Annotated in this window: 24 protein-coding genes; 8 read left to right on the forward strand and 16 right to left on the reverse strand. The window is 64.7% G+C overall.

Annotated elements, in window-relative coordinates; all coding sequences use genetic code 11:
- Positions 1-31 precede the first annotated feature (31 nt).
- Complete coding sequence (locus NKI25_RS00590; protein ID WP_352997760.1) at positions 32-1,447, reverse strand: FAD-binding oxidoreductase; 1,416 nt, start codon at positions 1,445-1,447, stop codon at positions 32-34.
- A gap of 119 nt (positions 1,448-1,566) precedes the next feature.
- Here NKI25_RS00590 and NKI25_RS00595 point away from each other — a divergent pair, with 119 nt between their 5' ends.
- The gene (locus NKI25_RS00595) at positions 1,567-2,052 is read left to right on the forward strand and encodes a thioesterase family protein (protein ID WP_352575134.1); all 486 of its coding nucleotides are present in this window, start codon (positions 1,567-1,569) and stop codon (positions 2,050-2,052) included.
- 147 nt (positions 2,053-2,199) lie between these two features.
- Positions 2,200-2,397, forward strand: a complete 198-nt coding sequence (locus NKI25_RS00600; RefSeq protein WP_023676715.1) for a hypothetical protein — start codon at positions 2,200-2,202, stop codon at positions 2,395-2,397.
- Positions 2,398-2,469: 72 nt separating this feature from the next.
- Here the strand turns inward: NKI25_RS00600 and NKI25_RS00605 are convergent, their stop codons facing one another.
- A complete protein-coding gene (locus NKI25_RS00605; protein ID WP_352998133.1) occupies positions 2,470-2,949 on the reverse strand; it encodes an Lrp/AsnC family transcriptional regulator in 480 nt (159 codons plus the stop codon).
- Positions 2,950-3,039: 90 nt separating this feature from the next.
- Here NKI25_RS00605 and NKI25_RS00610 point away from each other — a divergent pair, with 90 nt between their 5' ends.
- Entirely contained in the window at positions 3,040-3,948 is a 909-nt protein-coding gene (locus NKI25_RS00610; protein ID WP_352997762.1) for an EamA family transporter, read from the forward strand.
- Here the strand turns inward: NKI25_RS00610 and NKI25_RS00615 are convergent, their stop codons facing one another.
- Entirely contained in the window at positions 3,949-4,848 is a 900-nt protein-coding gene (locus NKI25_RS00615; protein WP_352997764.1) for a dienelactone hydrolase family protein, read from the reverse strand. It lies immediately after the preceding gene.
- 253 nt (positions 4,849-5,101) lie between these two features.
- Here NKI25_RS00615 and NKI25_RS00620 point away from each other — a divergent pair, with 253 nt between their 5' ends.
- Both NKI25_RS00620 and NKI25_RS00625 read left to right on the forward strand, forming a co-directional pair.
- Positions 5,102-5,251, forward strand: a complete 150-nt coding sequence (locus tag NKI25_RS00620) for a hypothetical protein (protein WP_352755779.1) — start codon at positions 5,102-5,104, stop codon at positions 5,249-5,251.
- A gap of 9 nt (positions 5,252-5,260) precedes the next feature.
- Entirely contained in the window at positions 5,261-5,692 is a 432-nt protein-coding gene (locus tag NKI25_RS00625; protein ID WP_352575128.1) for a hypothetical protein, read from the forward strand.
- 10 nt (positions 5,693-5,702) lie between these two features.
- Here the strand turns inward: NKI25_RS00625 and NKI25_RS00630 are convergent, their stop codons facing one another.
- Positions 5,703-8,015 carry a glucose/quinate/shikimate family membrane-bound PQQ-dependent dehydrogenase gene (locus NKI25_RS00630; protein ID WP_352456533.1) on the reverse strand — a complete coding sequence of 771 codons (2,313 nt, stop codon included), beginning with the start codon at positions 8,013-8,015 and terminating at the stop codon, positions 5,703-5,705.
- Between the two features lie 251 nt (positions 8,016-8,266).
- Between NKI25_RS00630 and NKI25_RS00635 the strand changes: the two genes are divergently transcribed.
- Positions 8,267-10,990, forward strand: coding sequence for an ATP-dependent helicase (locus tag NKI25_RS00635; protein WP_352589531.1), 2,724 nt, complete (start codon positions 8,267-8,269; stop codon positions 10,988-10,990).
- A 9-nt stretch (positions 10,991-10,999) separates the two neighbouring features.
- On the opposite strand, the gene NKI25_RS00640 is transcribed toward NKI25_RS00635, so the two are convergent.
- From NKI25_RS00640 to NKI25_RS00660, 5 genes are all read right to left on the reverse strand, one after another.
- Positions 11,000-12,049 (reverse strand): ABC transporter permease, encoded by a 1,050-nt coding sequence (locus tag NKI25_RS00640; protein WP_352997767.1) that lies wholly within the window; start codon positions 12,047-12,049, stop codon positions 11,000-11,002.
- The gene (locus NKI25_RS00645; protein WP_352622718.1) at positions 12,046-12,840 is read right to left on the reverse strand and encodes an ATP-binding cassette domain-containing protein; all 795 of its coding nucleotides are present in this window, start codon (positions 12,838-12,840) and stop codon (positions 12,046-12,048) included. The genes NKI25_RS00640 and NKI25_RS00645 overlap by 4 nt, the downstream gene beginning before the upstream one ends.
- An 86-nt stretch (positions 12,841-12,926) precedes the next feature.
- Positions 12,927-13,940 (reverse strand): substrate-binding domain-containing protein, encoded by a 1,014-nt coding sequence (locus NKI25_RS00650; protein ID WP_352622716.1) that lies wholly within the window; start codon positions 13,938-13,940, stop codon positions 12,927-12,929.
- A gap of 165 nt (positions 13,941-14,105) precedes the next feature.
- Positions 14,106-15,011, reverse strand: a complete 906-nt coding sequence (locus tag NKI25_RS00655; protein ID WP_502897315.1) for a sugar phosphate isomerase/epimerase family protein — start codon at positions 15,009-15,011, stop codon at positions 14,106-14,108.
- Entirely contained in the window at positions 15,011-16,045 is a 1,035-nt protein-coding gene (locus NKI25_RS00660) for a Gfo/Idh/MocA family protein (RefSeq protein WP_352997771.1), read from the reverse strand. The genes NKI25_RS00655 and NKI25_RS00660 overlap by 1 nt, the downstream gene beginning before the upstream one ends.
- 195 nt (positions 16,046-16,240) lie before the next feature.
- Here NKI25_RS00660 and NKI25_RS00665 point away from each other — a divergent pair, with 195 nt between their 5' ends.
- On the forward strand, positions 16,241-17,266 hold the full coding sequence (locus tag NKI25_RS00665) for a LacI family DNA-binding transcriptional regulator (protein WP_352622711.1): 1,026 nt from the start codon (positions 16,241-16,243) through the stop codon (positions 17,264-17,266).
- A 10-nt stretch (positions 17,267-17,276) separates the two neighbouring features.
- Here the strand turns inward: NKI25_RS00665 and NKI25_RS00670 are convergent, their stop codons facing one another.
- Genes NKI25_RS00670 through NKI25_RS00695 form a run of 6 tightly spaced genes read right to left on the reverse strand, consistent with a single transcriptional unit; the run spans position 17,277 to position 23,734 of the window.
- On the reverse strand, positions 17,277-18,194 hold the full coding sequence (locus NKI25_RS00670; protein WP_352997773.1) for a ribokinase: 918 nt from the start codon (positions 18,192-18,194) through the stop codon (positions 17,277-17,279).
- Positions 18,191-19,066 (reverse strand): MurR/RpiR family transcriptional regulator, encoded by an 876-nt coding sequence (locus NKI25_RS00675; RefSeq protein ID WP_023676730.1) that lies wholly within the window; start codon positions 19,064-19,066, stop codon positions 18,191-18,193. The genes NKI25_RS00670 and NKI25_RS00675 overlap by 4 nt, the downstream gene beginning before the upstream one ends.
- Positions 19,063-20,040 (reverse strand): ABC transporter permease, encoded by a 978-nt coding sequence (locus NKI25_RS00680; protein ID WP_352570464.1) that lies wholly within the window; start codon positions 20,038-20,040, stop codon positions 19,063-19,065. Before NKI25_RS00680 ends, NKI25_RS00675 begins: the two co-directional genes overlap by 4 nt.
- 16 nt (positions 20,041-20,056) lie before the next feature.
- Positions 20,057-21,589, reverse strand: coding sequence for a sugar ABC transporter ATP-binding protein (locus tag NKI25_RS00685; protein WP_352997775.1), 1,533 nt, complete (start codon positions 21,587-21,589; stop codon positions 20,057-20,059).
- A 56-nt stretch (positions 21,590-21,645) separates the two neighbouring features.
- Entirely contained in the window at positions 21,646-22,704 is a 1,059-nt protein-coding gene (locus NKI25_RS00690) for a sugar ABC transporter substrate-binding protein (RefSeq protein ID WP_352456545.1), read from the reverse strand.
- Positions 22,705-22,744: 40 nt separating this feature from the next.
- Complete coding sequence (locus NKI25_RS00695) at positions 22,745-23,734, reverse strand: TIM barrel protein (RefSeq protein WP_352997777.1); 990 nt, start codon at positions 23,732-23,734, stop codon at positions 22,745-22,747.
- Between the two features lie 247 nt (positions 23,735-23,981).
- On the opposite strand from NKI25_RS00695, the gene NKI25_RS00700 reads away from it, so the two are divergent.
- Complete coding sequence (locus NKI25_RS00700; RefSeq protein ID WP_352997779.1) at positions 23,982-25,460, forward strand: esterase-like activity of phytase family protein; 1,479 nt, start codon at positions 23,982-23,984, stop codon at positions 25,458-25,460.
- A 146-nt stretch (positions 25,461-25,606) separates the two neighbouring features.
- Here the strand turns inward: NKI25_RS00700 and NKI25_RS00705 are convergent, their stop codons facing one another.
- A complete protein-coding gene (locus tag NKI25_RS00705; RefSeq protein WP_352997781.1) occupies positions 25,607-26,395 on the reverse strand; it encodes a L,D-transpeptidase in 789 nt (262 codons plus the stop codon).
- Between the last annotated feature and the right edge of the window lie 40 nt (positions 26,396-26,435).

Genomic DNA, 26,435 nt, shown 5'->3' on the forward strand with positions numbered 1-26,435 from the left:
AGGCAAATCGGGGCGCGGCAGCGGCCTGATGTCAGTCCTTTCCCGGCAATATCTTGCCCGGGTTCATGATGTTCAGCGGATCGAGCGCCTGCTTGATCGTGCGCATGATGTCGACGCCATGGCCGAGCTCATGCCGCAGGAAGCCGATCTTGCCTTGCCCTATGCCGTGCTCGCCAGTGCAGGTGCCGTCCATGGCGATGGCGCGCATATTGAGCCGCGCAACGAATTTTTCCGCCAATGCGATCTCCTTCGGGTCGTCCACGTCCATCAGCACCAGCACATGGAAATTGCCGTCGCCGGCATGGCCGACGATCGGGGCGATCAGGCCCATCTCGGCGATATCCGTCTCGGTCTCGGTGACACATTCGGCAAAGCGCGAGATCGGCACGCAGACATCGGTCGACAGGCCCTTGGCGCCCGGCCGCAGTGTCAGCGACGACCAGTAGGCATCGTGCCTGGCCTTCCACAATTTTGTCCGCTCTTCGGCGACGCTGGTCCACAGGAACGGACCGCCGCTATTTTCCTCGGCGATCATGCCGAAGGTCTCGGCCTGCTCGGCGACGCTGGCATCGCTGCCGTGGAACTCGACGAACAGGCAGGGGCTCTCCGGATAGTCTAGCTTCGAATAGGTCTTCATCGCCCGCATCTGCAGCGCGTTGACCAATTCTATGCGCGCCACCGGAATGCCCATCTGGATGGTCGCGATCACCGCGTTGCACGCCGCCTCGAGGCTGGGAAACGGGCAGACGCCGCCTGAAATCGCCTGTGGAATGCCCTGCAGCTTCAAAGTCAGCTGTGTGATGATGCCAAGCGTGCCTTCCGAACCGATCAGCAGCCGCGTCAGATCGTAGCCGGCCGAGCTTTTCTTGGCGCGCTTGCCGGTCGTCACTGCTTGCCCGTCGGCCATCACCGCCGTCAGCGACAGGATGTTCTCGCGCATCGTGCCGTAGCGCACCGCGTTGGTGCCCGACGCTCGTGTCGCCGCCATGCCGCCGAGCGAGGCGTTGGCGCCCGGGTCGATCGGAAAGAACAGGCCGGTGTCGCGCAGGTGCCGGTTGAGATCCTCGCGCGTCACGCCGGGCTCGACGGTGCAGTCGAGGTCCTGCGGATTGACCGCAATGATGCGGTTCATGCGTGACGTATCGAGCGAGATGCCGCCGCCCGGCGCATTGGTGTGGCCTTCCAGTGAAGAGCCGACGCCGAAGGCGATCACCGGCACGCGATGCGCCGCGCATGCGCGCACGATCTCCTGCACCTCCTCCGTCGTCTCGGCAAAGGCGACGCCGTCCGGCGCCTGCGTCGGGATATAGGTCGTGGTGTGCGCGTGCTGGGCGCGGATCGCCTGGCCGGTCTGGAATCGCTCGCCGAGCCGCTGCTTGAGGATGCCGAGTACGGCGGCAATGCCTTCTTCGTTGCGCTCGACCGGATTGAGGTCGCTTAGAGCCATCGATTCCTCCGCGAATGGACCAGCGTCCACCCTTGTTCTGCATCTACGGATGCGTAGTCTCACCAACCACGCTCTGTCCAGTCCACGCTCATCCCGGCATGACGAGAAGGAAGTTTCCGATGCCCATCCCTGCCCCTTTCGTCTCTCGCGCCATGGACATCGAGGAGGCCTGGATCGACTACAACGGCCATCTCAACATGGCCTATTACAACGTGCTGTTCGACCGGTGCTCCGACGAAGCATTCGAGATGATGGGGATGGGGCCGGACTATGTTAGGGAACGGCGGCTGACCATCTACACCGCGGAAGTCCATGTCTGCTACCTCCAGGAGTTGCATCTCGACCACAAGGTCACGGTCTCGTTCCAACTCCTCGACCATGACGACAAGCGGCTGAGGGCCTATCAGGAAATCCGGCATCTAGACGGCTGGCTTGCCGCCACATCCGAAACGCTGTCGCTGCACGTCGACATGGCTGGCCCGAAGGTCGCGCCCTTCCCCGCCGACGTCCTGGCCAGGGTGGAAGCGATGCGCGCCGCCCATGCCGCCCTGCCGATGCCGGAGCGCGCCGGCCGCTCGATCGGTATTCGTCGTAAGCCGGCTTGAACCACGGTCCAACCGCCGTTAACCTTACCGAGGTTTTAACGTGAACAAGCCGAATTGAGACGTTGAACGACTCAGCGCGGCGTTGGAAAACCGTCCGCATCGAATTGCGATACGGGCGGCGGAGCAGCAGCGGTTCGGGGAACGTGCATGAAAACCGATATCAAGGTCGAGGCGGACAGGCTGGCGGCTGATCCACGCATCACCGACTATGATTTCTGGCGCTCGCTGAAGAACCTCAATAACGAGATCTTCCACATCGCCAACAACAACGAGCCGATCCCTTTCGCCATGATCCGCTGGCGCGCCATCCTGAAGCAGGCGCGGATGAAACGCGGCCACGCCTGAACGGTGGGGGAAGAAACAGACCGGCCGTCCGGTTTGCATTTCTGATGATGTGCTGACGAACGATCCCAAGCGTCAAGGCTGGCGCTTCACCGCCCCCAGCGGCGATCGCGGCACCACCGGCGACGACTGGATGATCGCCGTATTGGTCATCGCGAACGGAATGAGCCGGTCGATCACCCGCTCGAGCTCGGCCACCGAGGCGACATGCGCCAGCGCGATGAAACAGTCTTCACCGGTGACCCGGTCGCATTGGGCGATTTCAGGTAGGTCGCGGATGATTTCGGTCACGACAGCCAGTTGCCCCGGCACCGGCCTGATGCGCAGCCATGCCGACAGCTTCATGCCGAGTGCGGCCGGATTGATACGCACCGTATAGGCCTCGATCACGCCGCTCTCCTGCAGCCGCTTGATGCGCTCGGCAACGCTCGGCGCCGACAGGCCGACCGACCGCGCCAGTTCGGCGGTGCTGGTGCGCGCATCCTCTTCCAGCAGGCGCAGGATCTTCAGGTCCGCCGCATCCAGATCCGGATTTTCGTTTCGAAGGCGTTTCAGCGCAATGCTCCTTGCTTTCGGAAAGGAAATGGCCGCAATGCCCGGCCATCATCCATATCAATGGCAAAAATCGCCTGCGATACTGATCCCATGCAAGATCGGACGCAAGCCCCAGCAGCAAGTCGGGCACTCGCCGGCCCCGCCTTTACCTTGGCAAACGCGGTCCCGCCGCACCTCTGGTTCGGCGTCAGCGCCGTGTTCCACTATCTCGGACCGGCCTTCGCGGTGCTGCTGTTCCCGCATGTCGGCGTGCTCGGCATGGCTTGGCTGCGCATCGCCACCGCGGCACTCGTCTTTGCCCCATTGACCCGGCCGTGGGCGGTCTTCGCCCGCGCCGATCGCGCGACGCGATTGCTGCTTGTGGCTTTCGGCGTCTGCCTTGGGGTGATGAATTGCTCGTTTTACCTGGCGCTCGACCGGCTGCCGATCTCGCTGGTGGCGGCGATCGAATTCGTCGGCACCATCGGCGTTGCGCTTGTTGGCCTCAGAAGTCCGCGCAATCTCGCCGCTCTCGCAATTGCTGTCGCCGGCACCCTGTTGCTGATCGACGTCAAATGGTCGAGCGATCCCGTCGGCCTGTTCTGGGCCTTCCTCAACGGCACGCTGTTCGTTGGCTACATCGTGCTCGGCCACCGCGTCGCGCGCGGCGGCGCCGGCGATGGCATCGCCGGGCTGGGTGCCGCCATGGCGGTCGCCCTTCTCGTCGTTCTGCCGATCGGTTTCGCCGATGCTCTGCCGGCTTTCTCGGCGCCGCCGCTGCTGCTTGCGGCGGTCGGCGTCGGCATCTGCTCGTCGGTCATTCCCTATATTTGCGACCAGCTTGCCATGTCGCGGCTGCCGCGCTCCAGCTTCGCGCTGATGCTGTCTTTGCTGCCGGTCACCGCGACGTTGATCGGCGTCATTGTGCTGCGGCAGGTGCCGAGCCTCACCGACTGCATCGGCATCGCGCTGGTGGTGGCCGGCGTCGCCCTTCACAAACCGGCGCCGGCGCCCACCTGATCAGGCCAGCTTCTCCTTGAGGAAAGCGATCGTCCGGCCCCAGGCGAGGTCAGCCGCCTTCTTGTCGTAGCGGGCCGCCGACGTGTCGTTGTTGAAGGCATGGTTGGCGCCTTCATAGACATAGACCGAGTATTCGACATGAGCCGCGTCGAGTGCCTTCTTGAAGGCATCGATGCCGGCATTGGTGCGGGTGTCGAGCCCGGCATAATGCAGCATGAGCGCGGCCTTGATCTTCGGCACGTCCTCGGCCTTTGGCTGCATGCCGTAATAGGCGACGGCGGCGGCGAGGTCCGGCGCGTTGACGGCCAGCATGTTCACCGTGCCGCCGCCCCAGCAGAAGCCGACGGCGCCGACCTTGCCGTTGCCGTCCTTGTAGCCTTTGAGATAGGCGACGGTTGCCACGGCATTGGCGGCGACCTGTGCTGGATCGAGCTGGGAAAACAGGTCACGTGCCCTGTTTTCATCGTCCGGCGTGCCGCCGAGCGGTGTCATGAAGTCCGGCGCAAGCGCCACGAACCCTTCCAGCGCCGCGCGCCGCGCCACATCACGAATATGCGGGTTGAGACCCCTGTTCTCGTGCACCACGATGACGGTGCCAAGCTTGCCGGTCTGGTCCGCCGGCCTGACCAGATAGCCCTTCATCTCGCCGCCGCTGCCGGGATAGCTGATGTCCTCGCCTTTCACACGCGGATCGTCTTCCGCGACGATTGCCGCCTGGGCCGAGTTCGCCGCCAGCAGCGGCGCGATCGCGGCAGCTGCCGCACCCGATCCGGCAAGCCTGGTCAATTGCTCCATGAAGCGCCGCCGGTCGAGCGTCAGATGCGTGTATTCGTCATAGGCATCGATCATCGCCTGGGTAATGACAGGCTCGGCGGCAGTGGGTCCGGCAGGTGTTGTCATGGCGCGCTCCTCGTCGGCCCCCCGCGGCAACATAGAGCCGAAGCTTGTCTGGTCCAGTCACGGCTGAGTGAGGCTGCCATAAGTCCCTGCACGAGGGCCGTGATGCCGCGCGCCCCACTGTCGTTAAATTTTGGTCCTTTGTGGCAATGCTAAATGCACGCACCACCATATAAAACAAACTTACCAGGCTAGGCCTCGCTCGCGCCATTTGGCGAGGAAAGAATGCCTGATTGACGACGAAGGAATTACGCCCATGACCTTTCCCTCCCCGCTTCTGGCAAGTGGGTTCGCCCTCGCCGCTATGGCTTTGCTGGCGCTGTGGTTCACTGCCTTCACCGCATTCAAACGATCGTTGATCAAGATCCGCGCCAACCGGCACCCGGCCGCAAACACCAAAGCCTGAGGAAAGGTCATGGACGTTCAGGACATCATCAACACCGTCTCCCAGAAATCCGGTCTCAACCAGGCTTTGACGGAAAAGATCGCCGGCACGATTTTCTCGGTGCTCGAACACGAAGCGGAAGGCACGACTCTGTCCAGCTTCTTCGGCAAGATCCCGGGAGCCGACGCCCTGGCCAAGCAATATGATGTCATGGCTCCCGGCGCAGCTTCCGGTGGTGGCCTGCTGTCCTCGCTGGAGGGCGCGCTCGGTGGCGCTCTCGGCGAAAAGACCGGCGCGCTGATCAACGGCGTCGCCATACTCAAGGCATCAGGCCTCACGCTCGCACAGATCAGCCAGGCCGGCACGATGCTGGTCCAGCAGGCCGAGACAGCCGCCGGCCCGCAGCTGACCAGTGAGGTACTTGCATCGGTACCCGACCTGAAAGGGCATCTCGGGCTCTGAAGGAACTTCTCTATTTCGGCAGCGTATAGGCCATCACATAGTCGCCCGGCTTGGTACCGACCGAGCCGTGGCCGCCGGCAACGATGACGACCAACTGGCGCCCGTCGGCTACCGTGTAGGTCATCGGTGTCGACTGCCCGCCCGCCGGCAGCCGCGCCTGCCAGAGCTGTTTGCCGGTTGTCAGGTCATAAGCGCGCACATAGTCATCGACCGCCGCACCGAGGAAGGCGACGCCGCCGGCAGTGATCATCGGCCCGCCAATGCCGGGCACGCCGACCTTGAATGGCAGCGGCAATGGCGTCATGTCGTAGACGGTGCCGTTGCGATGCTTGTAGACGATCTTTCCGGTCCGAAGGTCGGCACCCGCCACATAGCCCCAGGGCGGCGCCTGGCAGGGAATGCCGAGCGGCGACAGGAACGGCTTCAATATGACTGCGTAAGGCGCACCGTCATTGCGGTTCAGGCCCTGTTCGCTGCCCTTGGTGTCGCCGGGCGGCGGCACGTCGGCGCGCGGCACCAGCTTGGAGATGAACGCCAGGTATGTCGGCATGCCGAACATCACCTGCCGGACCGGATCGACTGCCACGCCGCCCCAGTTGAAGGTGCCGAAATTGCCGGGGTAGATCAGCGAGCCCTGCAGCGACGGCGGCGTATAGCGGCCCTCATAGCGCAACTTCCGAAGCTCGATCCGGCAGGCCAACTGGTCGAACATGGTAATGCCCCACATGTCCGCGCCGGTCAGCGGTTTCGGACTGAAGCTCAGGTCCGAGACCGGCTGCGTCGGCGAGGTATGGTCGCCTTCGATCGCGCCGCCCGGCGCCGGCACTTCCTTGACCGGAACGATCGGCTCGCCGCTGCGCCGGTCGAGCACATAGAGGTCGCCCTGCTTGGTCGGCCCGACCAGCGCCGGCACCACGCCACTTTCCGTGGTGATGTCGACCAGCGTCGGCTGCGCCGGCACGTCCATGTCCCAGAGATCGTGGTGCACGGTCTGCCGCACCCAGCGCAATTGTCCGCTGTTGAGATCGAGCGCGGTGATCGAAGAGGAGAATTTCTCGTCATTGGCACTGCGTCCGGCACCGAGTTGGTCCGGCGTCTTGTTGCCGAGCGGCACATAAAGCAGCCCGAGCTTCTCGTCGACGCTCGCCGTCGACCACATGTTGGGTGAGTTGTTGGTGTAGGTCTGGTCCGGCGGCAGCGGCGTCGTCTGATCCGGATTGCCGGAATCCCAATTCCACAACAGCGCGCCGGTGTCGGCATCGTAGGCACGGATGACCCCGGACGGCTCCTGCGTCGAATAATTGTCGTTGACCGCGCCGCCGACGATGATCTTGTTGGCGACGATCAGCGGCGCCGAGGTCGAATAATAATAGCCCGGCTTCGGATATGGCATGTTGGCGAGCAGGTTCAGCGTGCCGCCTTCGGCGAAAGTCGGGCAGACCTGGCCATTCGCCGCATCGAGCGCGATCAGCCGGGCGTCGGATGTCGGCAGGTAGATGCGTGTGGCGCAGGGCTGGCCGGCGGCGACCTTGGCATCGGCATAATAGGACACGCCGCGGCAGGTCTGGTGCTGGCGGTCCTTGTTGAGCTTGACCTGCGGATCGAAGCGCCATTTCTCCTTACCGCTCGCGGCATCGATGGCGATGGCGAAATTATGCGGCGTGCAGATGTAGAGCGTGTCGCCGATTTTTAGCGGCGTCACCTGATAGGTCGTCTCGCCGATGTCGTCGGGCCCTTTCACGTCGCCGGTGCGATAGGTCCAGGCCGGCTGCAGATTGGCAACGTTTTCGGCGGTGATCTGGTCGAGCGGCGAATAGCGCTGGCCATATTGCGTGCGACCGTAATAGTGCCATTCGCCAGCCGGCACGTTGCCGCCGAGATCGGCCGTCGGCGTCACCTTGTCGGTGTTGAGTTCACCCGCAATATCCTTTGGATCGGTCGTCATCGAATAGCCGGCGACCGCAAGCGAGGCCAGCACGGCGAGGATCAGCGGCGCGCGTCCGTCGGGACCGGTAAGCCCGCGCCGCGCCCATGGCGTCAACAGCCATAGCGCGACAAGCACGATGATGCCGCCGCGCGGGCCGAGCTCCCACCAGTCGAAGCCGGTCTCCCAGACCGCCCAGGCGAGCGTGCCGAGCACGATCGCCGCGTAGAGCCACAGCGCCGTGGATCTGCGCCTGTAGAGCAGCCAGGCCGCGACAAGGAAAGCTAGACCGACGATGACGTAGTACCAGCTGCCGCCCAGCGTCACGAGCCAGATGCCGCCGCCGCCAATCGCCAGGCCGATGAGGAAAAGGATCAGGGAGGTGATGACCACAGCCAAGACGGTGCTCCTTCGACTGGTGCGCTCCGCGACGCGTCCATGGGCAACCCCGCATTGCGTTCCTGCCCCCACGCAACTTTCTCCGGCCCGCTTCCCCTGTCAAGCAAGCTCGGCGTTTTACGGTGCCGGCCCATCGCAAGCCCGGCGTTTTGGTTAGCGGACCCATCCAGATTGTGAGTCTACCGACTGGACAGAGAACAAAACGGAGACACTTCTGGCCTTTCGCTGCCGAATCACTACATTCGGGGGAGATGTCCGGCTTTTCGGAAGACATGCCCTTTTTTGACGAACCGAACGCGCGGCCCGTGGCCCCGTCGGGCATTGCCGCGCGCGCCATGGCTGCCCGCAGCAACCAGAACAACGCGCCCGATTATCTCAACGGCCTCAACCCCGAGCAGCGGCTGGCGGTGGAAACCACCGAAGGCCCGGTGCTGGTGCTGGCCGGCGCCGGCACCGGCAAAACGCGCGTCCTGACCACCCGCATCGCCCACATCCTTGCCACCGGCAAGGCTTTCCCCTCGCAGATCCTCGCCGTCACCTTCACCAACAAGGCGGCGCGCGAGATGAAGCAGCGCATCGGCCTGTTGATCGGTGAAGGCAATGTCGAGGGCATGCCGTGGCTCGGCACCTTCCACTCGATCGGCGTCAAGCTGCTGCGCCGGCACGCCGAGCTGGCCGGGATCAAATCCGATTTCACCATCCTCGACACCGACGATGTCGTGCGCCTGATCAAGCAGCTCATCCAGGCCGAGGGCCTCGACGACAAGCGCTGGCCGGCCAAGCAGTTCGCCCAGATGATCGACGGCTGGAAGAACAAGGGGCTAGGCCCCACCGACATCCCCGAGGGCGATGCCCGTGCCTTCGCCAACGGCAAGGGCCGCGAGCTCTACAAGGCCTACCAGGAGCGGCTGAAAACGCTGAACGCTTGCGACTTCGGCGATCTCCTGTGCCACCCGATCCGCATCTTCCGCGCCAATCCGGACGTGCTGAAGGAATACCACAAGCGCTTCCGCTACATCCTCGTCGACGAATATCAGGACACCAACACCGCCCAGTACATGTGGCTGCGCCTGCTGGCCCAGCGGCCTCAATCCTCCCCCCTTGAGGGGGAGGTGCCCGCGAAGCGGGCGGAGGGGGTTGCCGCAGAAGGCACCGCTAGAGCGTCGAGCACTGCCGCCGGTAGGTCGAGCACTGCCGCACGGACCCCACCCGACCGGGCGTCGCCCGGCAACCCTCCCCTCAAGGGGGAGGGAAGCCCGCGCCTGTCCACCGTAAATATCTGCTGCGTCGGCGACGACGACCAGTCGATCTATGGCTGGCGCGGCGCCGAGGTCGACAACATCCTGCGCTTCGACAAGGATTTTCCCGGCGCCACCATCATCAGGCTGGAGCGCAACTACCGCTCGACCGCGCACATCCTCGGCACCGCCTCCCACCTCATCGCCCACAATCAGGGCCGTTTCGGCAAGACGCTGTTCACCGAAAAGATCGCCGAGGACGACGAGAAGGTGCATGTCCACGCCGCCTGGGATTCCGAGGAGGAGGCCCGCGCCGTCGGCGAGACCATCGAGGCCTATCAGCGCCAGAAGCACAATCTCAACGACATGGCGATCCTCGTCCGCGCGTCCTTCCAGATGCGCGAATTCGAGGACCGCTTCGTCACGCTCGGCCTCAATTACCGCGTCATCGGCGGCCCGCGCTTTTATGAGCGGCTCGAGATTCGCGATGCGCTGGCTTTCTTCCGCGTCGTCGCGCAAGGCGCCGACGACCTCGCCTTCGAGCGCATCGTCAACGTGCCGAAGCGCGGCCTTGGCGAGGCCACCATCCGCCAGATCCACGACACCGCACGGGCGCTGCGCATCCCGATGCTGGAGGCGGCGGCAAAACTTGCCGAAAGCGACGAGCTGAAGCCGAAGCCGCGCGCCGCGCTGCGCGAGGTCGCGGCCAATTTCGAGCGCTGGCAGAAGGCGCTGGAAACCACCCCGCACACCGAGCTCGCCGAGACCATTCTGGAGGAGAGCGGCTACACCGACATGTGGAAGAACGACCGCTCGGTCGAAGCACCCGGCCGGCTGGAGAACCTCAAGGAGTTGATCCGCTCCATGGAGGAGTACGAATCGCTGCGCTCCTTCCTCGAACACGTCGCACTCGTCATGGACGCCGAGCAGAATGCCGAGCTCGACGCGGTCAACATCATGACGCTGCATTCGGCCAAGGGCCTCGAATTCGAGACGGTTTTTCTCCCTGGCTGGGAGGAAGGGCTGTTCCCGCATCAGCGCGCGCTGGACGAGGGCGGCCGCTCAGGGCTGGAGGAGGAACGCCGCCTCGCCTATGTCGGCCTGACCCGCGCCAAGAAGAACCTGCACATCTGGTTCGTCTCCAACCGCCGCATCCACGGCCTCTGGCAATCGACCATCCCGTCGCGCTTCCTCGACGAACTGCCGGAAGCTCATGTCGAAGTTTCCGAGAGCGGCAACTCCTATGGCGGCTACGGCAATGCCTATGGCGGCGGCTCGTTCGCCTCCGGTCGCGGTGGCCAAGGGGCGGGCAGGCAGAACCCCTATGGAGCATCGCGCTTCGACAACATCGGCGGCAACAACGGCGCCGAGAAATCCGGCGCTTTCTCCAGCACCTATGCGACGCCGGGCTGGCAACGCGCCCAAGCGAACCGCACCGAGGCCACCGACCGCAATTGGGGCACGCGCTCCGGCCACCAGGTCGAGCGCATCGGCTATGGCGAAACCGACTCCGGCTACGGCGCCGGCCGCACCTCGGTCAAGGGCCGCACCATCGACGGCGAGCTGGTCGCCAAATCCGTCGCCGACACGCCGTCCCCCTTCAGCGTCGGCGACCGCGTCTTCCACCAGAAATTCGGCAACGGCAACATCTCGGCCATCGAAGGCAACAAGCTGACCATCGACTTCGACAAAGCCGGCCAGAAACGCGTGCTGGACGGGTTTGTGACGGGGGTTTGAGGTCGCCGGTCACCGATACCGCGCCTGGTTCCACTTATGGCCGAGCAGCGACAGGATGATGATCAGCCCGTTGAAGAACTGGACGTAGAAGCCGCTCAGGCCTGCCGCGACGACGCCGGTCTGGATGAAAGAGACCGTGACCGCGCCGATCGCGCCGCCGACAACAGTGCCGATGCCGCCCCAGGTCGGAGTGCCGCCGACGAACACCGATGCCAGCACCGGCAACAGGTATCCGTCGCCCGCCGTCGGCCACCAGGTGAAGTTGATCATCACCGAGAACGTGCCGGCGATTGCCGCGCCGATGCCGACGAAGACGAACACTTTTACCCTGACGCGCATGACGTCGATACCCATCTGCTGGGCGCTGTCGGGATTGTCGCCGACCACCTTGACCTGCGCGCCGAAGCGATGGCGGTTGTAGAGCAGCGCCGACAGTACGACGAAGCCGATGGCCCAGAAGATCTGCACCGGGATGCCGTAGAGCTGGCTGGAGAAGATCTTATAGGCCCAGCTGTCGGCAAGGCCGGTCAGCGCCGTCGACCTGCCCTCGTTGATGATCTGGATCAGGCCGCGCAGCAGGAAATTCATGCCGAGCGTGGCGATCAGCGACGACAGCCCGCCATAGACGACCAGCGAGCCGACCAGGAAGCCGAGCAGCATGCCGGTGACCATTGCGGCGGCGATGCCGAGGAACGGGTCGTAGCCGGCCTGCACGACCAGCGCAAACACCCAGGAGGCAAAGCCCATGGTCGCCGGAAACGACAGGTCGATCTCGCCGCAAGTGACGACGAAGACCAGCGGCACCACCACGAACAGCGCCACCGGCAGCGTGGTCAGCACGGAACTGTAGAGATACCAGGTGGTGAACACGATCGGGTTGGCGATCATGAACACCGCCATCATGACGATGAACACGGCAAGCGTGCCGAGCGCGGCGCGGTTGTCGAGGATGAACCCGCGCAGCCAATTGTCGGACGGATGTCTCCAGTCTTTCTCGGCGGTTTCGCCATGCGTACCGCCGAGGGGGCTCTGCAGATCGGGTTCCATGGTCTTGCTCATCGTGCCGCCCTCCCCGCATCGCCGTCGTGCAACCCCGGCAATCCGCTGGGGTGGGCGACGTCTTCCATGAAATTGATCAGGTCTTCGGCCGATTTGACCTCGCTGCGGTCGGCGGTGAGCGCGACCTTGCCGCGGTCCAGCACCACGAAACGATCGGCGATATCGAAGACGTGGTGGATGTTGTGGCCGATGAACAGGATCGAGCGCCCGCTCGCCCGCACCTGGCGCACGAAGTGGAAGACCTTGGCGGTCTCGGTCAGCGATAGCGCGGTCGTCGGTTCGTCGAGGACTATCAGCTCCGCCTTCTTATAGATGGCCCGCGCGATCGCGACGCCCTGGCGTTCGCCGCCCGAGAGCTGGCCGACGATCGACTGTGGCGTGAACACTTTCGAGGTGAAGCCGATCTCGCGCATCAGCCGGCTCGCCTCCGCGATCTCCTTGTTGACCTTCAGCCAGCCAAGCCAGCCGGTGAGCTCGCGGCCCATGAAGATGTTGCGCACGATCGTCTGCTGCACGGCGAGCGCCCGGTCCTGGAACACCGTTTCGATGCCGGCGTCGCGCGAGCGCGCAGGGCTCCATCCGGTCACCGGCTTGCCGCGGACGAGAATCTCGCCGCTGGTCGGTTTGACCACGCCGGACAGGATCTTGATCAGCGTCGACTTGCCGGCGCCATTGTCGCCGATCAGGCCGACCACCTCGCCGCGATCGACGCTGAGATTGACTCCGCCCAGCGCATAGACCTGGCCGTAGGACTTGCTGATGTCGCGCAGTTCGATGATGCGTTCGGCCATGGCGATCCTCGCTTGATTGTCGCGTGCCGGCCTTTTCGCCGGCGGTCCCGCCGGCCGGGCTCGATCCCGGCCGACGGCTTGGGAGGTCAGCGCAGCGCCTGCTTGGCGAGCTCGGCGACGATCTCGTAATTCTGCGGCGTGACGAAGCCGGCGCCGGTGTCGACATTCATCGGCGCAAGGCCGAGCACCACCTGCTGGCAGAGGCTGAGGATCGGCAGATAGCCCTGCAGGAACGGCTGCTGGTCGGCCGTCAGCTGCACCCAGCCGCCCTTGAAGCCCTCGACGATCTGCGGGCTGGTGTCGAAGCCGAAGTTGAAGATGTCGCCTGGCTTCCTGCCCGCCGCCTGCATGTAGGTGGCGACGTTGCCGAGCATCTGGCCGCCGGGATAGCCGACCGCCTTGACATCAGGGTTGTTGAGCAGTGCGGCGGTGATCACCGGAATGGCCAGATTGGGATCGGAAGCCCATTCGCCGCTTGGCGGCGAGGAGAGCTGTATGACCTCGACGCCCGCTTCCTTGAGGGCAGCGACAGTGCCGCGTTCGCGCGCGCCGCGGCTCTCGTTCTCGAACGGGCCGATCATGATTGCCTTGTCGCCGGCCTTGAGCCCGGCCAGCTTGACCGCCTCGGCGCCAAGCGCGCGGCCCTGCTGCTCCTGCTGGGCACCGACATAGCCGCCGCCGAACGCCGCCGTGACCGTCGGCACCGGCACGTTCTGGTACATCATCTTGATGCCGTCCTTGTGCGCCTGTTCGGCCAGCGGCATGATCGCGGCGTCGCCCGGGTGGCCCATCATGGCGATGCCTTGGGGCTTGACCGCGACGGCCTCGCGCAATTGCTGCACCATCTTCTCGACATCCCACTGGGAAAAGATGTAGTCGACCTTCGGCCCGAGATCGGCCGCCGCCTGCTTCGCGCCATTATAGACGATCGTGCCGAAGGCATCGCCCTCGGCGCCGCCGACGAAGAAACGGATATGGACATCCTTACACCACTGGGCATCGAGCGCCTGCGCCGGCAAGGTCGAGAGTGCGGCGGCGAGCGCCATCGCGGCCGCCGCGACGGTCGAGCGCAGAACTGTCCTTCTCATCGTAATGCTCATGCACTTATCCTCCCTTTGTTCCCTCGCTAGCCGAGGGGTTTTGACGATCGCTTCGGCATTGCGCCGCAATCTTTCGCTGGCCGGCACCTCCCGCCGGCTTGTCCTGTTTTTATGCATGTCGTTATCGCAAAACCGCTGGGCACTTTTGCGCGACATGCATTAGCCTCACACCGGGTTCGGCAGGTAGCTCGCGCCTCCCCGGCATTGTTGGAGATAATCCAGCGCACGCGCCTGGCCGGTGATCTCGAGATCGCCGCGGTAGACCGGGTCGTGCCAGCCCTCGATGTCGATGGCGCCCTTGTAGCCGGCCAGCCGCAGCTCGCTGATCACCCGCGTCCAGTCGCTATCGCCGAAGCCAGGGGTGCGCATCTGAACGAACGGCAGGCGGCCGAACACGCCATGTTCGCGGATCACGTCCCAGCGCACCGTCGCGTCCTTGCCGTGGACGTGGAAGATGCGCGGCGCCCATTTGCGGATCTGCGGGATCGGGTCGATCAGATAGACCAACTGGTGACAGGGCTCCCACTCCAGGCCGAGATTGTCGTCCGGCAATTCGTTGAACATCAGCTCCCAGGCGTCCGGATTATGGGCGATGTTCCAGTCGCCGCTGGCCCAGTTGCCGTCCATGGCGCAATTCTCGAACGCGATGCGCACGCCCTTGTCGGCGGCCCGCTTTGCCAGCTTCCCCCAGACCTCGCGGAAGCGCGGCAGGCTGTCGGGCAGCGGCTTGCCGCGGATGCGGCCAGTGAAGCCGCTGACCATGTTGGTGCCGAACAGATGCGCGTTGTCGATGATCGTTTCCCAGGCCTGGAGGACGCCGCGATCGACTTCGCCGCTCTCCAGCGGGTTGCCGAACACGCCGATCGACGAGACGACGACATCGGCATCGCCGATCGCCTCGCGGATCTCGCCCGCCAGCTGCGGAATGTCCTTGCCGCCCAGCGTCTGCCAGAAGAACGGCTGGATGCTCTCGAAGCCGAGCGGCAGGATCTGCCTGACATAGGCGGCCGGGTCGTCGAGATTGGCCCTCACCATTGTGCCGATCCTGATGTCGAGCAGCGGGTTTGGCATCATGATCCTTCCTGTGCAGCGATGGCGACCCGGCGCCCGGTTTCGGCGCTCTCGATCGCAGCGAAAACCATGGCCAGGCTCTTGATGTTGTCGGCGCCGCGCGTCTCCGGCGCGGTGCCGGTCTCGGCGGCGCGGACGAAATCCTGGATGATGCCGAGATGGCCGCCGACGCGATCTGCCGGGTCGAGCGGCGGCACGGCTATCGGTTCGGTGCGGTCGAACAGGCCTTCACGGACCGGCCGCACGACTTCCGCCTTCAACCCGTCCGCGCCGTCCCAGACAATGCTGCCGCGCTCGGCGACGATCCGCCATGTACTGTCCCAGCTGGTACGGAAGCCGGCCGCGCACCAGCTGCCGGCATAGGTGAACAGCTTGCCGCCGCCGAGGTCGAAGCTTGCGGTTGCCGACGACCCTTGCCGATACCAGGAGTTGGCCGGCTCCCACTCCTGGCAATAGACGCCGGCCGGTTCGCCGGCCACCATGTAGCGGGCTGCATCGAATGTGTGGATCGCCATATCGAGCAGCAGCACATGGCGCATCTCTTCGCGAAAACCGCCGAAATGCGGCGCAACGAAGAAATCGGCGTGGATGCTGGTTGGCGCACCAATGGCGCCGGAATCGAGAAAGCGCCGGATGCGCCTGACGTTGGCGACATAGCGGCGGTTCTGGACGACGGCATGGATACGGCCGGCGCTGCGGGCCGCCTCGACAATGGCACGCGCATTGACCGGGCTGTCGGCGAGCGGCTTTTCGGTCAAGAGATGGCAATGGTGGGCAAAGGCGGAAAACGCGACCTCGCGGCGGGCGGCGGGAACCACGACGTCGAATACCGCCTCGGGCCTGGTCTGGTCGAGCACGGCGTCGAGGTCGGTTCCGATGACGGCGCTCGAAAGCTCGTATTCGCGCGCCCTTGCCCGCGCCCTCTCGGCGTCGAGATCAACCAGGCCGACAATTGCGAGCCCGTCGATCTGCCTGGCCGCATCGAGCCAGGCCTTGCTCATCGCGCCGCAGCCGACCAGGACGACATTGATCATCCAGCACTCCTCCCTCTCGGCCCCTCCAGACCGATCGTCACGGCGTTCACGGCAGGGCCGCAAACGTTCTTCCGTAAACGTTTACGAGAACACACCCGATGGCGTAGAATGTCAATTGGCCGATAGCGAAAAACGTGATGCCGGCTTGGCCTGAAGAGCGGCCGGTGCTAGCCAAGCAAGGGGGAGAACTGTCCTTTGGCGTCCAGTATTCACGACCTTGCGCGTCACCTGAATATTTCGATCGGCACGGTGTCGCGCGCGCTCAACGGCCGCGCCGACGTCAATGCCGATACACGCCAGCGCGTGCTCGATGCGGCCAAGAAGCTGAATTATTCGCCGAACCAGTCCGGCCGCAGCCTGCAGCGCGGCGCCACCCATTCGATCGCCTTCATGCTGCAGCCTCATCCGGGCGACCAGGAATATGGCGAGCCGTTCTTCATTCCGTTCCTGACCGGGTTGCAGGCCAAGCTCGCCGAAAGCGGCCTCGACCTGATCGTAGTGATGGGCGCGCCGGGCGACTATCAGCAGGAGCGCCTGCGCCGTGTCGTCGAGACCCGCAGGGCGGATGCCGTGGTGCTGGCCTGGACGCGGCGCGAAGACGAGCGCATCGACTATTTGACCCAGGCCGGTTTCCCGTTCGCGACGCTCGGCCGCAGCCGCTCCGGCGGCGATGCCTACCCCTCGCTCGACCTCGACTTCGAAAAAGCCGGAGCAGACGCGGTCGATCGTCTCGTCGCGCGCGGTCACCGCCGCATCGCCGCCATCCGCCCGTCGCTCGACCTCAATTTCGGCTATCTGTTCCTCGCCGGCTATCGCAAGGCGTTGCGGCGGCACGGCATCGAATTCGACCCCGAGTTGATCGCCGACGGCTTCATCAACGAGGCCGGCGGCTACGCGGTGACGCCGAAGGTCATGCGCTCCAAGGACCCGCCGACCGCCATCATCTTCAACAACGACGCGATGGCGCTTGGCGGCTGCAAGGCTTTGGCCGAGGCGGGCATCAAGCCCGGCCACGACATCGCGGTGATCGTCATCGTCGACACCCCGCTCTGCCGCTATTTTTCGCCGGCGCTGACCGGCTTCCGCCCGGCGCTTGAGCCGATGGGCGAGCGGTTGGCCGAAATGCTGCTGGCATCGATCCCGGCTTACGCCGGCGACGAAGGCGCCCGCATCATCCGTGAAGTCTGGCCGCTGGAACTGATCGCGCGCGACAGCGATTGAATCGCGGCGGTCACTGAGCAGGCTCAGATTGATCAAGACCCCCGCGCTCGCGCTCCGGCGTTGCGACCAGCGAGGCAGCGGCGGCATTGGCGGCGGCAAGTGCCGCCTCGACGGGCTCTCCACGCGCAAGCCACGCCGCAAAGGCGCCGACGAATTCATCACCGGCACCGTGGGTGCTGACCACCTCCACCGGCATCGCCGGCAAGGCGAATGCCTGGCCGTCGCGGTCGCAATAGGCAACGCCCTCGCCGCCGGCCGTGACGATTGCAGCCGGATAGAAACCGACGAGCATGCCGGCCGCCTTCGCAGCACCCTCGAGCGTGTCGACGACCGCAATGCCGGCCAGGAACTCCGCCTCGATGGCATTGACGATGACGATATCGGTGAGTGCGATCAGTTCGCCGGACAGTTTTCGTGCGGGTGCCGCATTGAGGACGACGCGGCCGCAATGCGCCTTCACCGCCCGCGCCGCGGCAATGTTGGCGCCTTCCGGTACCTCGTTTTGCAGCAGCAGAACCGCCGTTTGCGCGATCAGCTCGGCCGCCTCAGTAATGTCCTTTTCGCCGAGAGTGAGATTGCTGCCCGAGACGATTACCGCGCCATAGTCGCCGCTGTCGTCGAAGATCGCTACGCTCATGCCCGAGCCGGCGCCCGCAGCCACTCCCACGAAGCGCTGGTCGACGCCGTTGCGATCGAGATTGTCGAGAAGCGCGCGGCCGAAATCATCGTCGCCGACAGCGCCGATCATTGCCGCACGCACGCCGGCCCGCGCTGCCGACACCGCCTGGTTGCCGCCCTTGCCGCCGCATTTTGGATGCCAGGCATGGCCGGTGACCGTTTCGCCCTTGCGTGGGCGATCGGGGGCTTCGACCATGATATCGTAATGCAGACTGCCGAATACGGTCACCAGCGGCGGGGAAGCCGTCATGTGCCCTTATCTTTCCGTTTCGACGTCACCGCAGACATGGTGCGGCCGAGATTGCGCTCCGCCGCCTGGTAGTCGCGTTGCGCGACCGCCACGAACAGCGCGTCGAGGATGTTGAGCTGGGCAATGCGCGCCGCTGCGTTCTCACCCATCAACGGCGAGCCTTGCGCGGTCGAGCAGAGCACGATGTCGGCGACGGCTGCCAATGGCGAGTTGTCATAGTTGGTGATGGCCAGCGTGCGCGCGCCGCTTTTGCGCGCAAGCTGGATGGCGTCGATGACGGCGCTGGTATTGCCGGAATGCGAAAAGCCGACGGCGATGTCGTCGGCGCCGAGCAGCGAGGCGGACATTAGCATCATGTGCGAATCGTCGTAGACAGAGGTGCGGATGCCGATGCGCAGGAATTTGTGCGAAACGTCGCGTGCGATCTGCGCCGAGCCGCCGACGCCGTAGAAATCGCGATTCCTGGCGCGGTAAAGCAGATCGGCGGCACGGTCGAAATCGTCCATGTCGAGGATGGCCAGCGTCTCCTCCAGCGCCTGGATGGAGGTGCGGAACACCTTCTGCACGATCTCGGCCGAACTGTCGTCCACCGACAGCTCCTGATGCATCTCGGCGGTCGGCAGGCGGCTGTATTCATAGACCGCCGTGCGAAAGTCGCGATAGCCGGAAAAACCCAGCTTCTTGGCGATCTTGACCACCATCGCCTCCGAGACACCGGCCTCCTCGGCGATCTGCTTGAGCGGTATGGTCTCGTCGAAGCCGCGCCGTCCGAAGACCGTTTCAACCACCTTCGCCTCGAGCGGCGTCAGATGCGGCATCATCATGCGAATGCGCGGTCCTACTGCTTTCAGGTCCAGCCCGGTCAAGGTCATCCACGTCCCCTCGTCACGCGATCGATAAGCATCGCGGCGAGGATTATAAGGCCAGTTGCCAGGAGCTGATAGAAGGACTGCACGTTCATCAGCGTCAGGCCGTTGCGCATGCTGCCAAGAATGACGGCACCCAGGATGGTGCCGACGACGCTGCCCTTGCCGCCCATCAGCGAGGCGCCGCCGATCGCCGCCGCTGCTATGGCGTCGAGCTCCCAGAGATTGCCCAGAATGGGTTCGGCCGCACCCAGCCGGCCGATCAGGATCTGCGCTGCAAGCGCTGCCAGCAGGCCCGAGATCATATAGGCGGCGATCTTGGTGCGGGCGATCGGCACGCCGGCTATGTAGGCCGCCTCCTCATTGCCGCCGACGGCGAGCAGATATTCGCCGAACGGCGTCTTCTTGAGGATGATCCAGGCAATCAGCGCGACCACCGCCACGATGATGACCGCCAACGGCAATCCGAACAGCGAGCCGTTGAAGATGGCACGGAAGCCGGCAGGCAGGCCGAGCACCGGATTGCCGCCGGTATAGATCAGCGCCAGCGCCCGGTAGGTGCTGAGCGTTCCCAGCGTGACGATGAAGGGCTGCAGCCCGACATAGGCGACCAGCACGCCGTTGAGCAGTCCGCAGGCAAGGCCGATGGCGAAGCCGGCGGCGATGGCCAGCGGAAACGGCACACCGGCAACCAGCATCGAGGCCGAGATGACCGCCGAAAGGGCTGCCGTCGGCCCGACGGACAGATCGATGCCGCCCGAGATGATGACCAGCGTCATGCCCAACGCCAGGCAGGCATTGATGCTCGATTGCTGCAGGATGTTGATCAGATTGCGCTCGGCAAAGAAGCCGGGGACCAGTGCACCGAAGACGGCGAGGATCACCACCAGTCCGATCAGCGTGCCGGCGTCGCGCACGGAAAACCGGTGCAGGAGATCTGCCCTTGGGCGCGCTGCTGTGTGTTCGATTATATCGGTCATCCGCTGGTCCTGTCCGTTATGCACCGGCCCGATGGCCTTGCGCCTTGCCGGCCTCAATCTCCGTTTGGGGTATGGCGTGCGCGGCGATCGCCTGTTCGCTGAGACTTGCACGGCCCAGTTCGGCGGCGACCGTGCCGTCGCGCATGACCAGCACGCGGTCGGCGAGCCGGATCACCTCGGGGAGTTCGGACGACACGACGATTACCGAATGGCCTTCGGCGGCGAGTTCCTCGATCAGGTGGTAGATCTCCGCCTTGGCGCCGACATCGATGCCGCGCGTCGGCTCGTCGAATAGAAGGATCCGCGTTCCCGCCGCCAGCCAGCGGCCGATGATCGCTTTCTGCTGGTTGCCGCCGCTGAACAGGCGGATCGGCCGGTCGAGCAGGAACGGCCTGAGATTGACTCGCTTCATCTTCTCGGCTGTCACGCGCTTCAGCCGGCGATGGTCGATGAGGACGCGCGGCGCGAACACGCCCATCGAGGCCAGCGCCATGTTGCTGGAGATCGACCGCAGCGGCACGATGCCTTCGCGCTTGCGCTCCTCCGGCACCAGGCCGATGCCGGCCGCGATGGCGTCGCGCGGACTGGAAAGCTTTACCGCCTTGCCGTCGATCTCTATTGCGCCTGATGAGGCCCGGTCGGCGCCGGCCAGCAGCCGCAGCAGTTCGGTGCGGCCGGACCCGACCAGGCCGGCAATGCCCAACACCTCGCCGCGATGCAGGTCGAACGAAACGTCACGGACCTTGGTCGCCGAGGCGAGGCCACGCACGCTCAGCCTGATCTCGGGGGAAGCATGCGAGCGGTGTTGTTCCTGGGCAAGCTCGCGGCCGACCATCATCGAAACGACGGCCTTTTCCGACACCTGCGCGAGATCGACGGTTTCGACCACAACGCCGTCGCGCATGACAGTGGCGCACTCGCAGATGCCGAACACCTCGTCCAGCCTGTGCGAGACATAAACGACGGCGACACCGTCGCGTGCCAGACCGGCAATGACTTCCGCCAGCCGTTCGAACTCGCTCGGCGTGAGGCTCGACGTCGGCTCGTCCATCGCCACGATCCTGGCGCGGTCGAGCAGCGCCCGGGCGATCTCGACGATCTGCCGCTGCGCCACCTTCAGGCTGCCAAGCGGGGCTGCCGGATCGATGGTCGGGTCGATGGCGGCCAGGGCTTCCGCAGCGCGGCTTTCCTGCTCGCGCCGTGCGACGAAGACGCCGCCGCGCGTCAACGGATGGCCGAGAAACATGTTCTGGGCGACGCTGAGGCGTGGCACCTGCTGTAATTCCTGATGGATCATCGCCACGCCGGCGGCGCGCGCCGCGACCGGGTTGTTCAGCGTCACCGGTTTGCCGTCGATCAGCACGCTTCCCGCCGTCGGCCGGTAGACGCCTGACAGGATGCGCAGCAGCGTCGATTTGCCGGCGCCGTTTTCACCGAGCAGGCCATGGATCTCGCCGGCGCCGACCGAAAAGGACACATCGCTCAGCGCCCGCACGGCCGGAAACACCTTGGAAATGCCCTCGAATTGCAGCCGGGAGATGACTGACATTGCTTCGGTTCTCCAGGCAAGGTGCCGACCCAAGGCCGGCACCCGCCGGCCCTGCTCTACTGGCCCGCTGCCGCGTCCTCGAGCAGCGCCTTGCGCACGGCGTCGCCGGCGCCGGAGTAGCGGTCGGCATTGTCCTTGGTGATCAGCGCCTGCGGCGTGGCGACGACGCGCGGCAGCTTCTGCCCGGCCACCAGTCGCAGCGCCGATTCCAGCGCCACCTCGCCGGTCAGCACCGGGAACGAATCGACGGTGCCGGTCAGCTCGCCGGCGCGGATCGAGGCGTAGGCGTCGGAAATCCCGTCGGTGCCGAACACGGCGACCTTGTCCTTTAGGCCGGCGGCCTTGACCGCTTCGACGATGCCCAGCGCCATGCCGTCATTGTTGGCATAGAAGCCGATCAGATCGGGGTGCTGCTGCAGGATGTTGGTGGCCGCGTCGTAGGAGGTCTGGCGATCCCAGTTACCGGGGACGCTGGCGACGACGTCGAACTTGCCGGCTTCGGTGATGGTGGTCTTGAAGCCGTCGGTGCGCTGGACGGCGGCGTAGACGCCGGCCTGGCCTTCGACGATGGCGACCTTGCCGCCATCCGGCCGGTTCTTGATGAACCATTTGGCGACGCGCACGCCGTTGTCGCGCTGGACATTGCCGACATAGTGCTCGGCCTGCGGGATGACCGCGTCGTTGACGTTGACCACCGGCACATTGGCTGCCTTGGCCTGTTCCATGATCGGCTGCAGGTTGGAGTCGGTCTGCGGCGAAACGAGCAGCACGTTGTAGCCTTGCGTGACCAGGCCTTCGGCGATGGTGAGCTGGCCGAGCTGGTCGCCCTCGCTCTGCGCCGCCTGGTAGACGACGGGCACGCCGGTGCGGTCGCCGAACGACTTGTAGCCCTCTCCCAGCGAGCGCCAGTATTCATTGGTCAGCGTCTTGGAGACCGCACCCGCCTTGGTACCCTCGGGCAGCTTGGGGAAGGCCCCGAACTTGGCCTCGAGCTGCGACCAGTCGATGCGATCCTTCTCGGTGTCGGAATTGAGCGGCGCGAGGTCTGCGGAAAACACCGAGCCGATGGACAGCGCCATCAGGCCAGCGGTAGCGGTGGCAAGCAGAAATTTCATGGTCCTTCCTCCCTTGTTGAACGGAATATGCGGCCGGGCCTCAGCTGTCCGGGCCGAGCATGGCTTCCTGGATAATGGCTTGCGACGCGATCGCGTCCTGACGGTCGACGGCGGCTAACATGCGGTTGTCCCGGTCCAGCCGATCGACGACGCGCAGCATGCGCTTGACAGTCGCGATGTTGACTTCGCATTCGTGGACCGGGTCGAGCCCGGTCATATCGGGAAACGTGTCGAAGTAGATGGCGCCGGCGTAGCCGTTGCGGCGGATCTGGCGCAGCAGCTCGATCGTCTGCAGCGTATGCACGGCCCCGACCATCAAGCCGTCGTCGCGCTTCGCATAGCCATCGTTGAGGTGCACGCCGAGCAGCTTGCTGTGCCGTGCCACGAGCGCAGCGGCGAAAGCCGGCTGCTCGTCGGCGTAGAGCACATGGGCGAAATCGAGCGTCACGCCGAGATTGGGCAGGCCGATCTCGCGGATCGCCAGCAACGTCGTCGCCGCATCGGGCATCAGGCTGTAGGAGCGCGGCTCGTTGGGTTTGTATTCAAGGCTGATCTGGCAATCGGGGTCATGCGCCGCAACTTCACGAATTCCATCGATTTCGTGTTGCCAGAGCGTCGCATAATCGGCCTGGAAAGCATAATCGAAGCCATCCTGCCCGAGCCACAGCGTCATCAGGCTGGCGCCAGCCTCGCGCGCGGCGTCGATCCCGGCCTTGGTCATGTCGATGGCCTCGCGGCGAACGGCCGGATCCGGATTGGTGAAGGCGCCGAGCTTGAAGGCCGGGTTGGAGTAGTAGCGCATGGCGAAACCATTGATGGAAAGCCCGAGATCGCGGAGTTTGCGCGCCATTTCCGCAGGCTTTTCATCGACATGGTCGGGAAAGTTGAGGTCGAGATCGGTCAACTCCGCAACCTTCGCCGCACGTGCCGCCATTTGCAGCATGGACGGTTTGCCGACAAGATCGGGCCACTCGGCCTGTGGCCGCGAGGCAAAGGAATTGAGGCGGGTGGCGAAACGACAGACTGTCATCGGTGGCCTTTCATCGTCATAACTTCACATAAGAACGATAATTTGTAAAGTTGTTAATTGCACTCTCGGCGGCGACGGATTCGCATGTCCAGGCCAGTTGCGACCACAAGGGTCAAAGCAAGCGCGGCACTGTCACGCAAGTATCATGTTCGCGTCCTAGATCGCTTCTCCGAAGGCTTTCGCGGCATCCTCGATGCGACGCGGCGCTTTTTCGGGCCCCGGCAGCTTTGTCTCAAAGAGGATATCCATGAAAAACCTGCACCGAACCGCGTCCCTCGCTGTCGCGCTGGCGATGTTCACCGCCTTGACTCCGGCCCTGGCAGAAAAATCCGCGACCGTCGGCGGCGTCAGCTTCGTCAACAAGGGCCTGGTCGGCGTCGGCCGCATCCCGGCCAGCCAGAAGGACAAGTTCGGCGAGACGTTTGGCTCCGGCTCAGGCATGTCGATCGATGCTGCCGGCTGGACGCATGGCGCCGACGGCTACAAGGGCTCGTTGTGGCTGTTGCCGGATCGCGGCTACAATGTCGTCGGTACTACCGACTACCGGCCGCGCCTCAACACGATTGCCATCGAGTTCGCTCCGATCACGCCGGGTGCAGTGCCAGCCGCCGGCCAGGAACAGTCGGGCCTCAGGGCGACGCTTGCCGACACCATGCTTTTGACCGACGACAAGGGCGCCGACGCAACCGGGCTCGATCCGCTCAACGGCGTGCGTGCCGCGACCGACGACATGCCGATCCTGCCCGAAGCCAACGGCAAGCTCGCGCTCGATAACGAAGCGATCGCACGGCTGCCCGACGGCACGATGTTCATCTCGGACGAATACGGTCCGAACATCTACCGCTTCTCCGCCGATGGGCGTCTGATGTCGGCAACGCAGCCGCCGGCGGCGCTTGTCCCGATGCGTCACGGGACGCCAAACTTTGCTTCCAACAATCCGGGACCTGGCGCGGCAGACCCAGATCCGAAGGATCCCGAAACCGGCCGTCAGAACAACCAGGGCCTCGAAGGCATGGCGCTGACGCCGGACGGGAAGTTCCTGATTGCCGTGCTGCAGTCGGCCCCAAGGCAGGATGGCGGCGATTCCGCCTCGACGCGCCAGAACACGCGCGTGCTGGTCTACGATGCCTCGGATCCCGGCCAGCTCAAGCTCGCGCATGAATATGTCGTGCCGCTGCCGGTGTTCACCGATGCCAAGGGCAAAACCAAGATCGCCGCGCAGAGTGAAATCGTGGCGCTGTCGGACAAGACCTTCCTGATGCTGGCGCGCGACAGCGGCAACGGCCAGGGGCTGAAGGGCGACACCTCGCTCCATCGCGAGATCAGCGTCGTCGATGTGTCGGCGGCAACCGACATCGCCGGCACAGAGTTCGACAAGGACAAGCCGCTGGCGCCCAAGGGTGAGCTCGATCCATCGGTGACGCCGGCCAAGCTGACGCCGTTCATCGACATCAACGACAAGAGCGAGCTCGGCCGCTTCGGGTTGCACAATGGCGCGCCCAACGACCGCAACAACCTTTCGGAGAAATGGGAGGCGATGTCGGTGGTGAGCGTCCTCGATCCAAAGCTGCCCGACGACTATTTCCTGTTCGTCGCCAATGACAATGACTTCCTCACGCAGGACGGCTTCCAGGTCGGCGCGGCCTACAAGGCCGAGGATGGCGCCGATGTCGACACCATGTTCCTGGTCTATCAGGTCACGCTCCCAGGCCTCACCGGGAAATAGCGGCAGCCATACAGGCGGAGGCGCCGAACGCGTCCGCCTGAGCTGGCGCGATTGAACGGTCGTGCCCCTTCAGTTGCGGCTCGCCCGCGAAAAGACGGTGTCCTAAGCATCGCAAAACCTGCGACTGACGATCCAGTCGAAGGCACTTACCTCAACATCTCCGCGTCCCTTGGCACGCCTGCATCGATCGGCTCGGCCGTCCTGTTTGACACGGCGGCGATCTTCCCGGCGGCCGACAGGTTCGGGCGCACGAAGACCGGCACGACGCCATCGACGCGGCTGTAGAGGTCGATAATGTCCTGATTCATGAAGCGCACACAGCCGGAGGAAGCGTTCTTCCCGATGGAATCCCACTCCGGCGTGCCGTGCAGCCTGTACATCGTGTCCTTGCCGTCACGGAAGAGATACAGCGCGCGGGCACCAAGCGGGCTCTGCGGGCCGGGCGGCATGCCGTCCTTGTATTTCGCCAGTTCCGGCCGGCGTTGGATCATTTCCGGCGGCGGCGTCCAGACCGGCCACTTCTTTCTCGCCTGAACCACGGCGCTGCCGGTCCATCCGAAACCGGCCTTGCCGAGGCTGACGCCATAGCGAATTGCCTTGCTGCCGTCGCGCACCAGATAGAGGAAGTGCTCGGAAGTATCGACGACGATCGTGCCGGGTTTTTCTCCAGTCGGGTCGGCCACGATTTGACGCACGAATTTCGGATCGACCTTGGCTACCGGAATTGCCGGCAGTTGATAGCCCTCGTCGATGCGCGCGGCATACATGCTTGCGGCATCGCCGAGAGCCGGATCGCTTGGTGCCGCGGGCACCGGCGGCGCCGCCACGTCCGTCGTGGTGCACGACGAAAGAGCCACGGAGGCCGCGCCCAGAGCGGATGCACCAAGAAAGGCGCGCCGGTTCAGGCGCTCAAAAAACAACGGAATATCGGACATGAGCCCCCCGGCTTACCGATGAGATCCAGGAAAATGCGGC

It is taken from the genome of Mesorhizobium sp. M0808 (assembly GCF_040320025.1).
Taxonomy (GTDB): Bacteria; Pseudomonadota; Alphaproteobacteria; order Rhizobiales; family Rhizobiaceae; genus Mesorhizobium.

What these genes read in the sequence shown, in the direction of transcription:
- NKI25_RS00590 (WP_352997760.1), bottom strand. Translation starts at nt 1,447, where the DNA reads ATGGCTCTAAGCGACCTCAATCCGGTCGAGCGCAACGAAGAAGGCATT.
- NKI25_RS00595 (WP_352575134.1), top strand. Translation starts at nt 1,567, where the DNA reads ATGCCCATCCCTGCCCCTTTCGTCTCTCGCGCCATGGACATCGAGGAG.
- NKI25_RS00600 (WP_023676715.1), top strand. Translation starts at nt 2,200, where the DNA reads ATGAAAACCGATATCAAGGTCGAGGCGGACAGGCTGGCGGCTGATCCA.
- NKI25_RS00610 (WP_352997762.1), top strand. Translation starts at nt 3,040, where the DNA reads ATGCAAGATCGGACGCAAGCCCCAGCAGCAAGTCGGGCACTCGCCGGC.
- NKI25_RS00615 (WP_352997764.1), bottom strand. Translation starts at nt 4,848, where the DNA reads ATGACAACACCTGCCGGACCCACTGCCGCCGAGCCTGTCATTACCCAG.
- NKI25_RS00620 (WP_352755779.1), top strand. Translation starts at nt 5,102, where the DNA reads ATGACCTTTCCCTCCCCGCTTCTGGCAAGTGGGTTCGCCCTCGCCGCT.
- NKI25_RS00625 (WP_352575128.1), top strand. Translation starts at nt 5,261, where the DNA reads ATGGACGTTCAGGACATCATCAACACCGTCTCCCAGAAATCCGGTCTC.
- NKI25_RS00635 (WP_352589531.1), top strand. Translation starts at nt 8,267, where the DNA reads ATGTCCGGCTTTTCGGAAGACATGCCCTTTTTTGACGAACCGAACGCG.
- NKI25_RS00640 (WP_352997767.1), bottom strand. Translation starts at nt 12,049, where the DNA reads ATGAGCAAGACCATGGAACCCGATCTGCAGAGCCCCCTCGGCGGTACG.
- NKI25_RS00645 (WP_352622718.1), bottom strand. Translation starts at nt 12,840, where the DNA reads ATGGCCGAACGCATCATCGAACTGCGCGACATCAGCAAGTCCTACGGC.
- NKI25_RS00650 (WP_352622716.1), bottom strand. Translation starts at nt 13,940, where the DNA reads ATGAGCATTACGATGAGAAGGACAGTTCTGCGCTCGACCGTCGCGGCG.
- NKI25_RS00655 (WP_502897315.1), bottom strand. Translation starts at nt 15,011, where the DNA reads ATGCCAAACCCGCTGCTCGACATCAGGATCGGCACAATGGTGAGGGCC.
- NKI25_RS00660 (WP_352997771.1), bottom strand. Translation starts at nt 16,045, where the DNA reads ATGATCAATGTCGTCCTGGTCGGCTGCGGCGCGATGAGCAAGGCCTGG.
- NKI25_RS00670 (WP_352997773.1), bottom strand. Translation starts at nt 18,194, where the DNA reads ATGACGGCTTCCCCGCCGCTGGTGACCGTATTCGGCAGTCTGCATTAC.
- NKI25_RS00675 (WP_023676730.1), bottom strand. Translation starts at nt 19,066, where the DNA reads ATGACCTTGACCGGGCTGGACCTGAAAGCAGTAGGACCGCGCATTCGC.
- NKI25_RS00680 (WP_352570464.1), bottom strand. Translation starts at nt 20,040, where the DNA reads ATGACCGATATAATCGAACACACAGCAGCGCGCCCAAGGGCAGATCTC.
- NKI25_RS00685 (WP_352997775.1), bottom strand. Translation starts at nt 21,589, where the DNA reads ATGTCAGTCATCTCCCGGCTGCAATTCGAGGGCATTTCCAAGGTGTTT.
- NKI25_RS00690 (WP_352456545.1), bottom strand. Translation starts at nt 22,704, where the DNA reads ATGAAATTTCTGCTTGCCACCGCTACCGCTGGCCTGATGGCGCTGTCC.
- NKI25_RS00695 (WP_352997777.1), bottom strand. Translation starts at nt 23,734, where the DNA reads ATGACAGTCTGTCGTTTCGCCACCCGCCTCAATTCCTTTGCCTCGCGG.
- NKI25_RS00700 (WP_352997779.1), top strand. Translation starts at nt 23,982, where the DNA reads ATGAAAAACCTGCACCGAACCGCGTCCCTCGCTGTCGCGCTGGCGATG.
- NKI25_RS00705 (WP_352997781.1), bottom strand. Translation starts at nt 26,395, where the DNA reads ATGTCCGATATTCCGTTGTTTTTTGAGCGCCTGAACCGGCGCGCCTTT.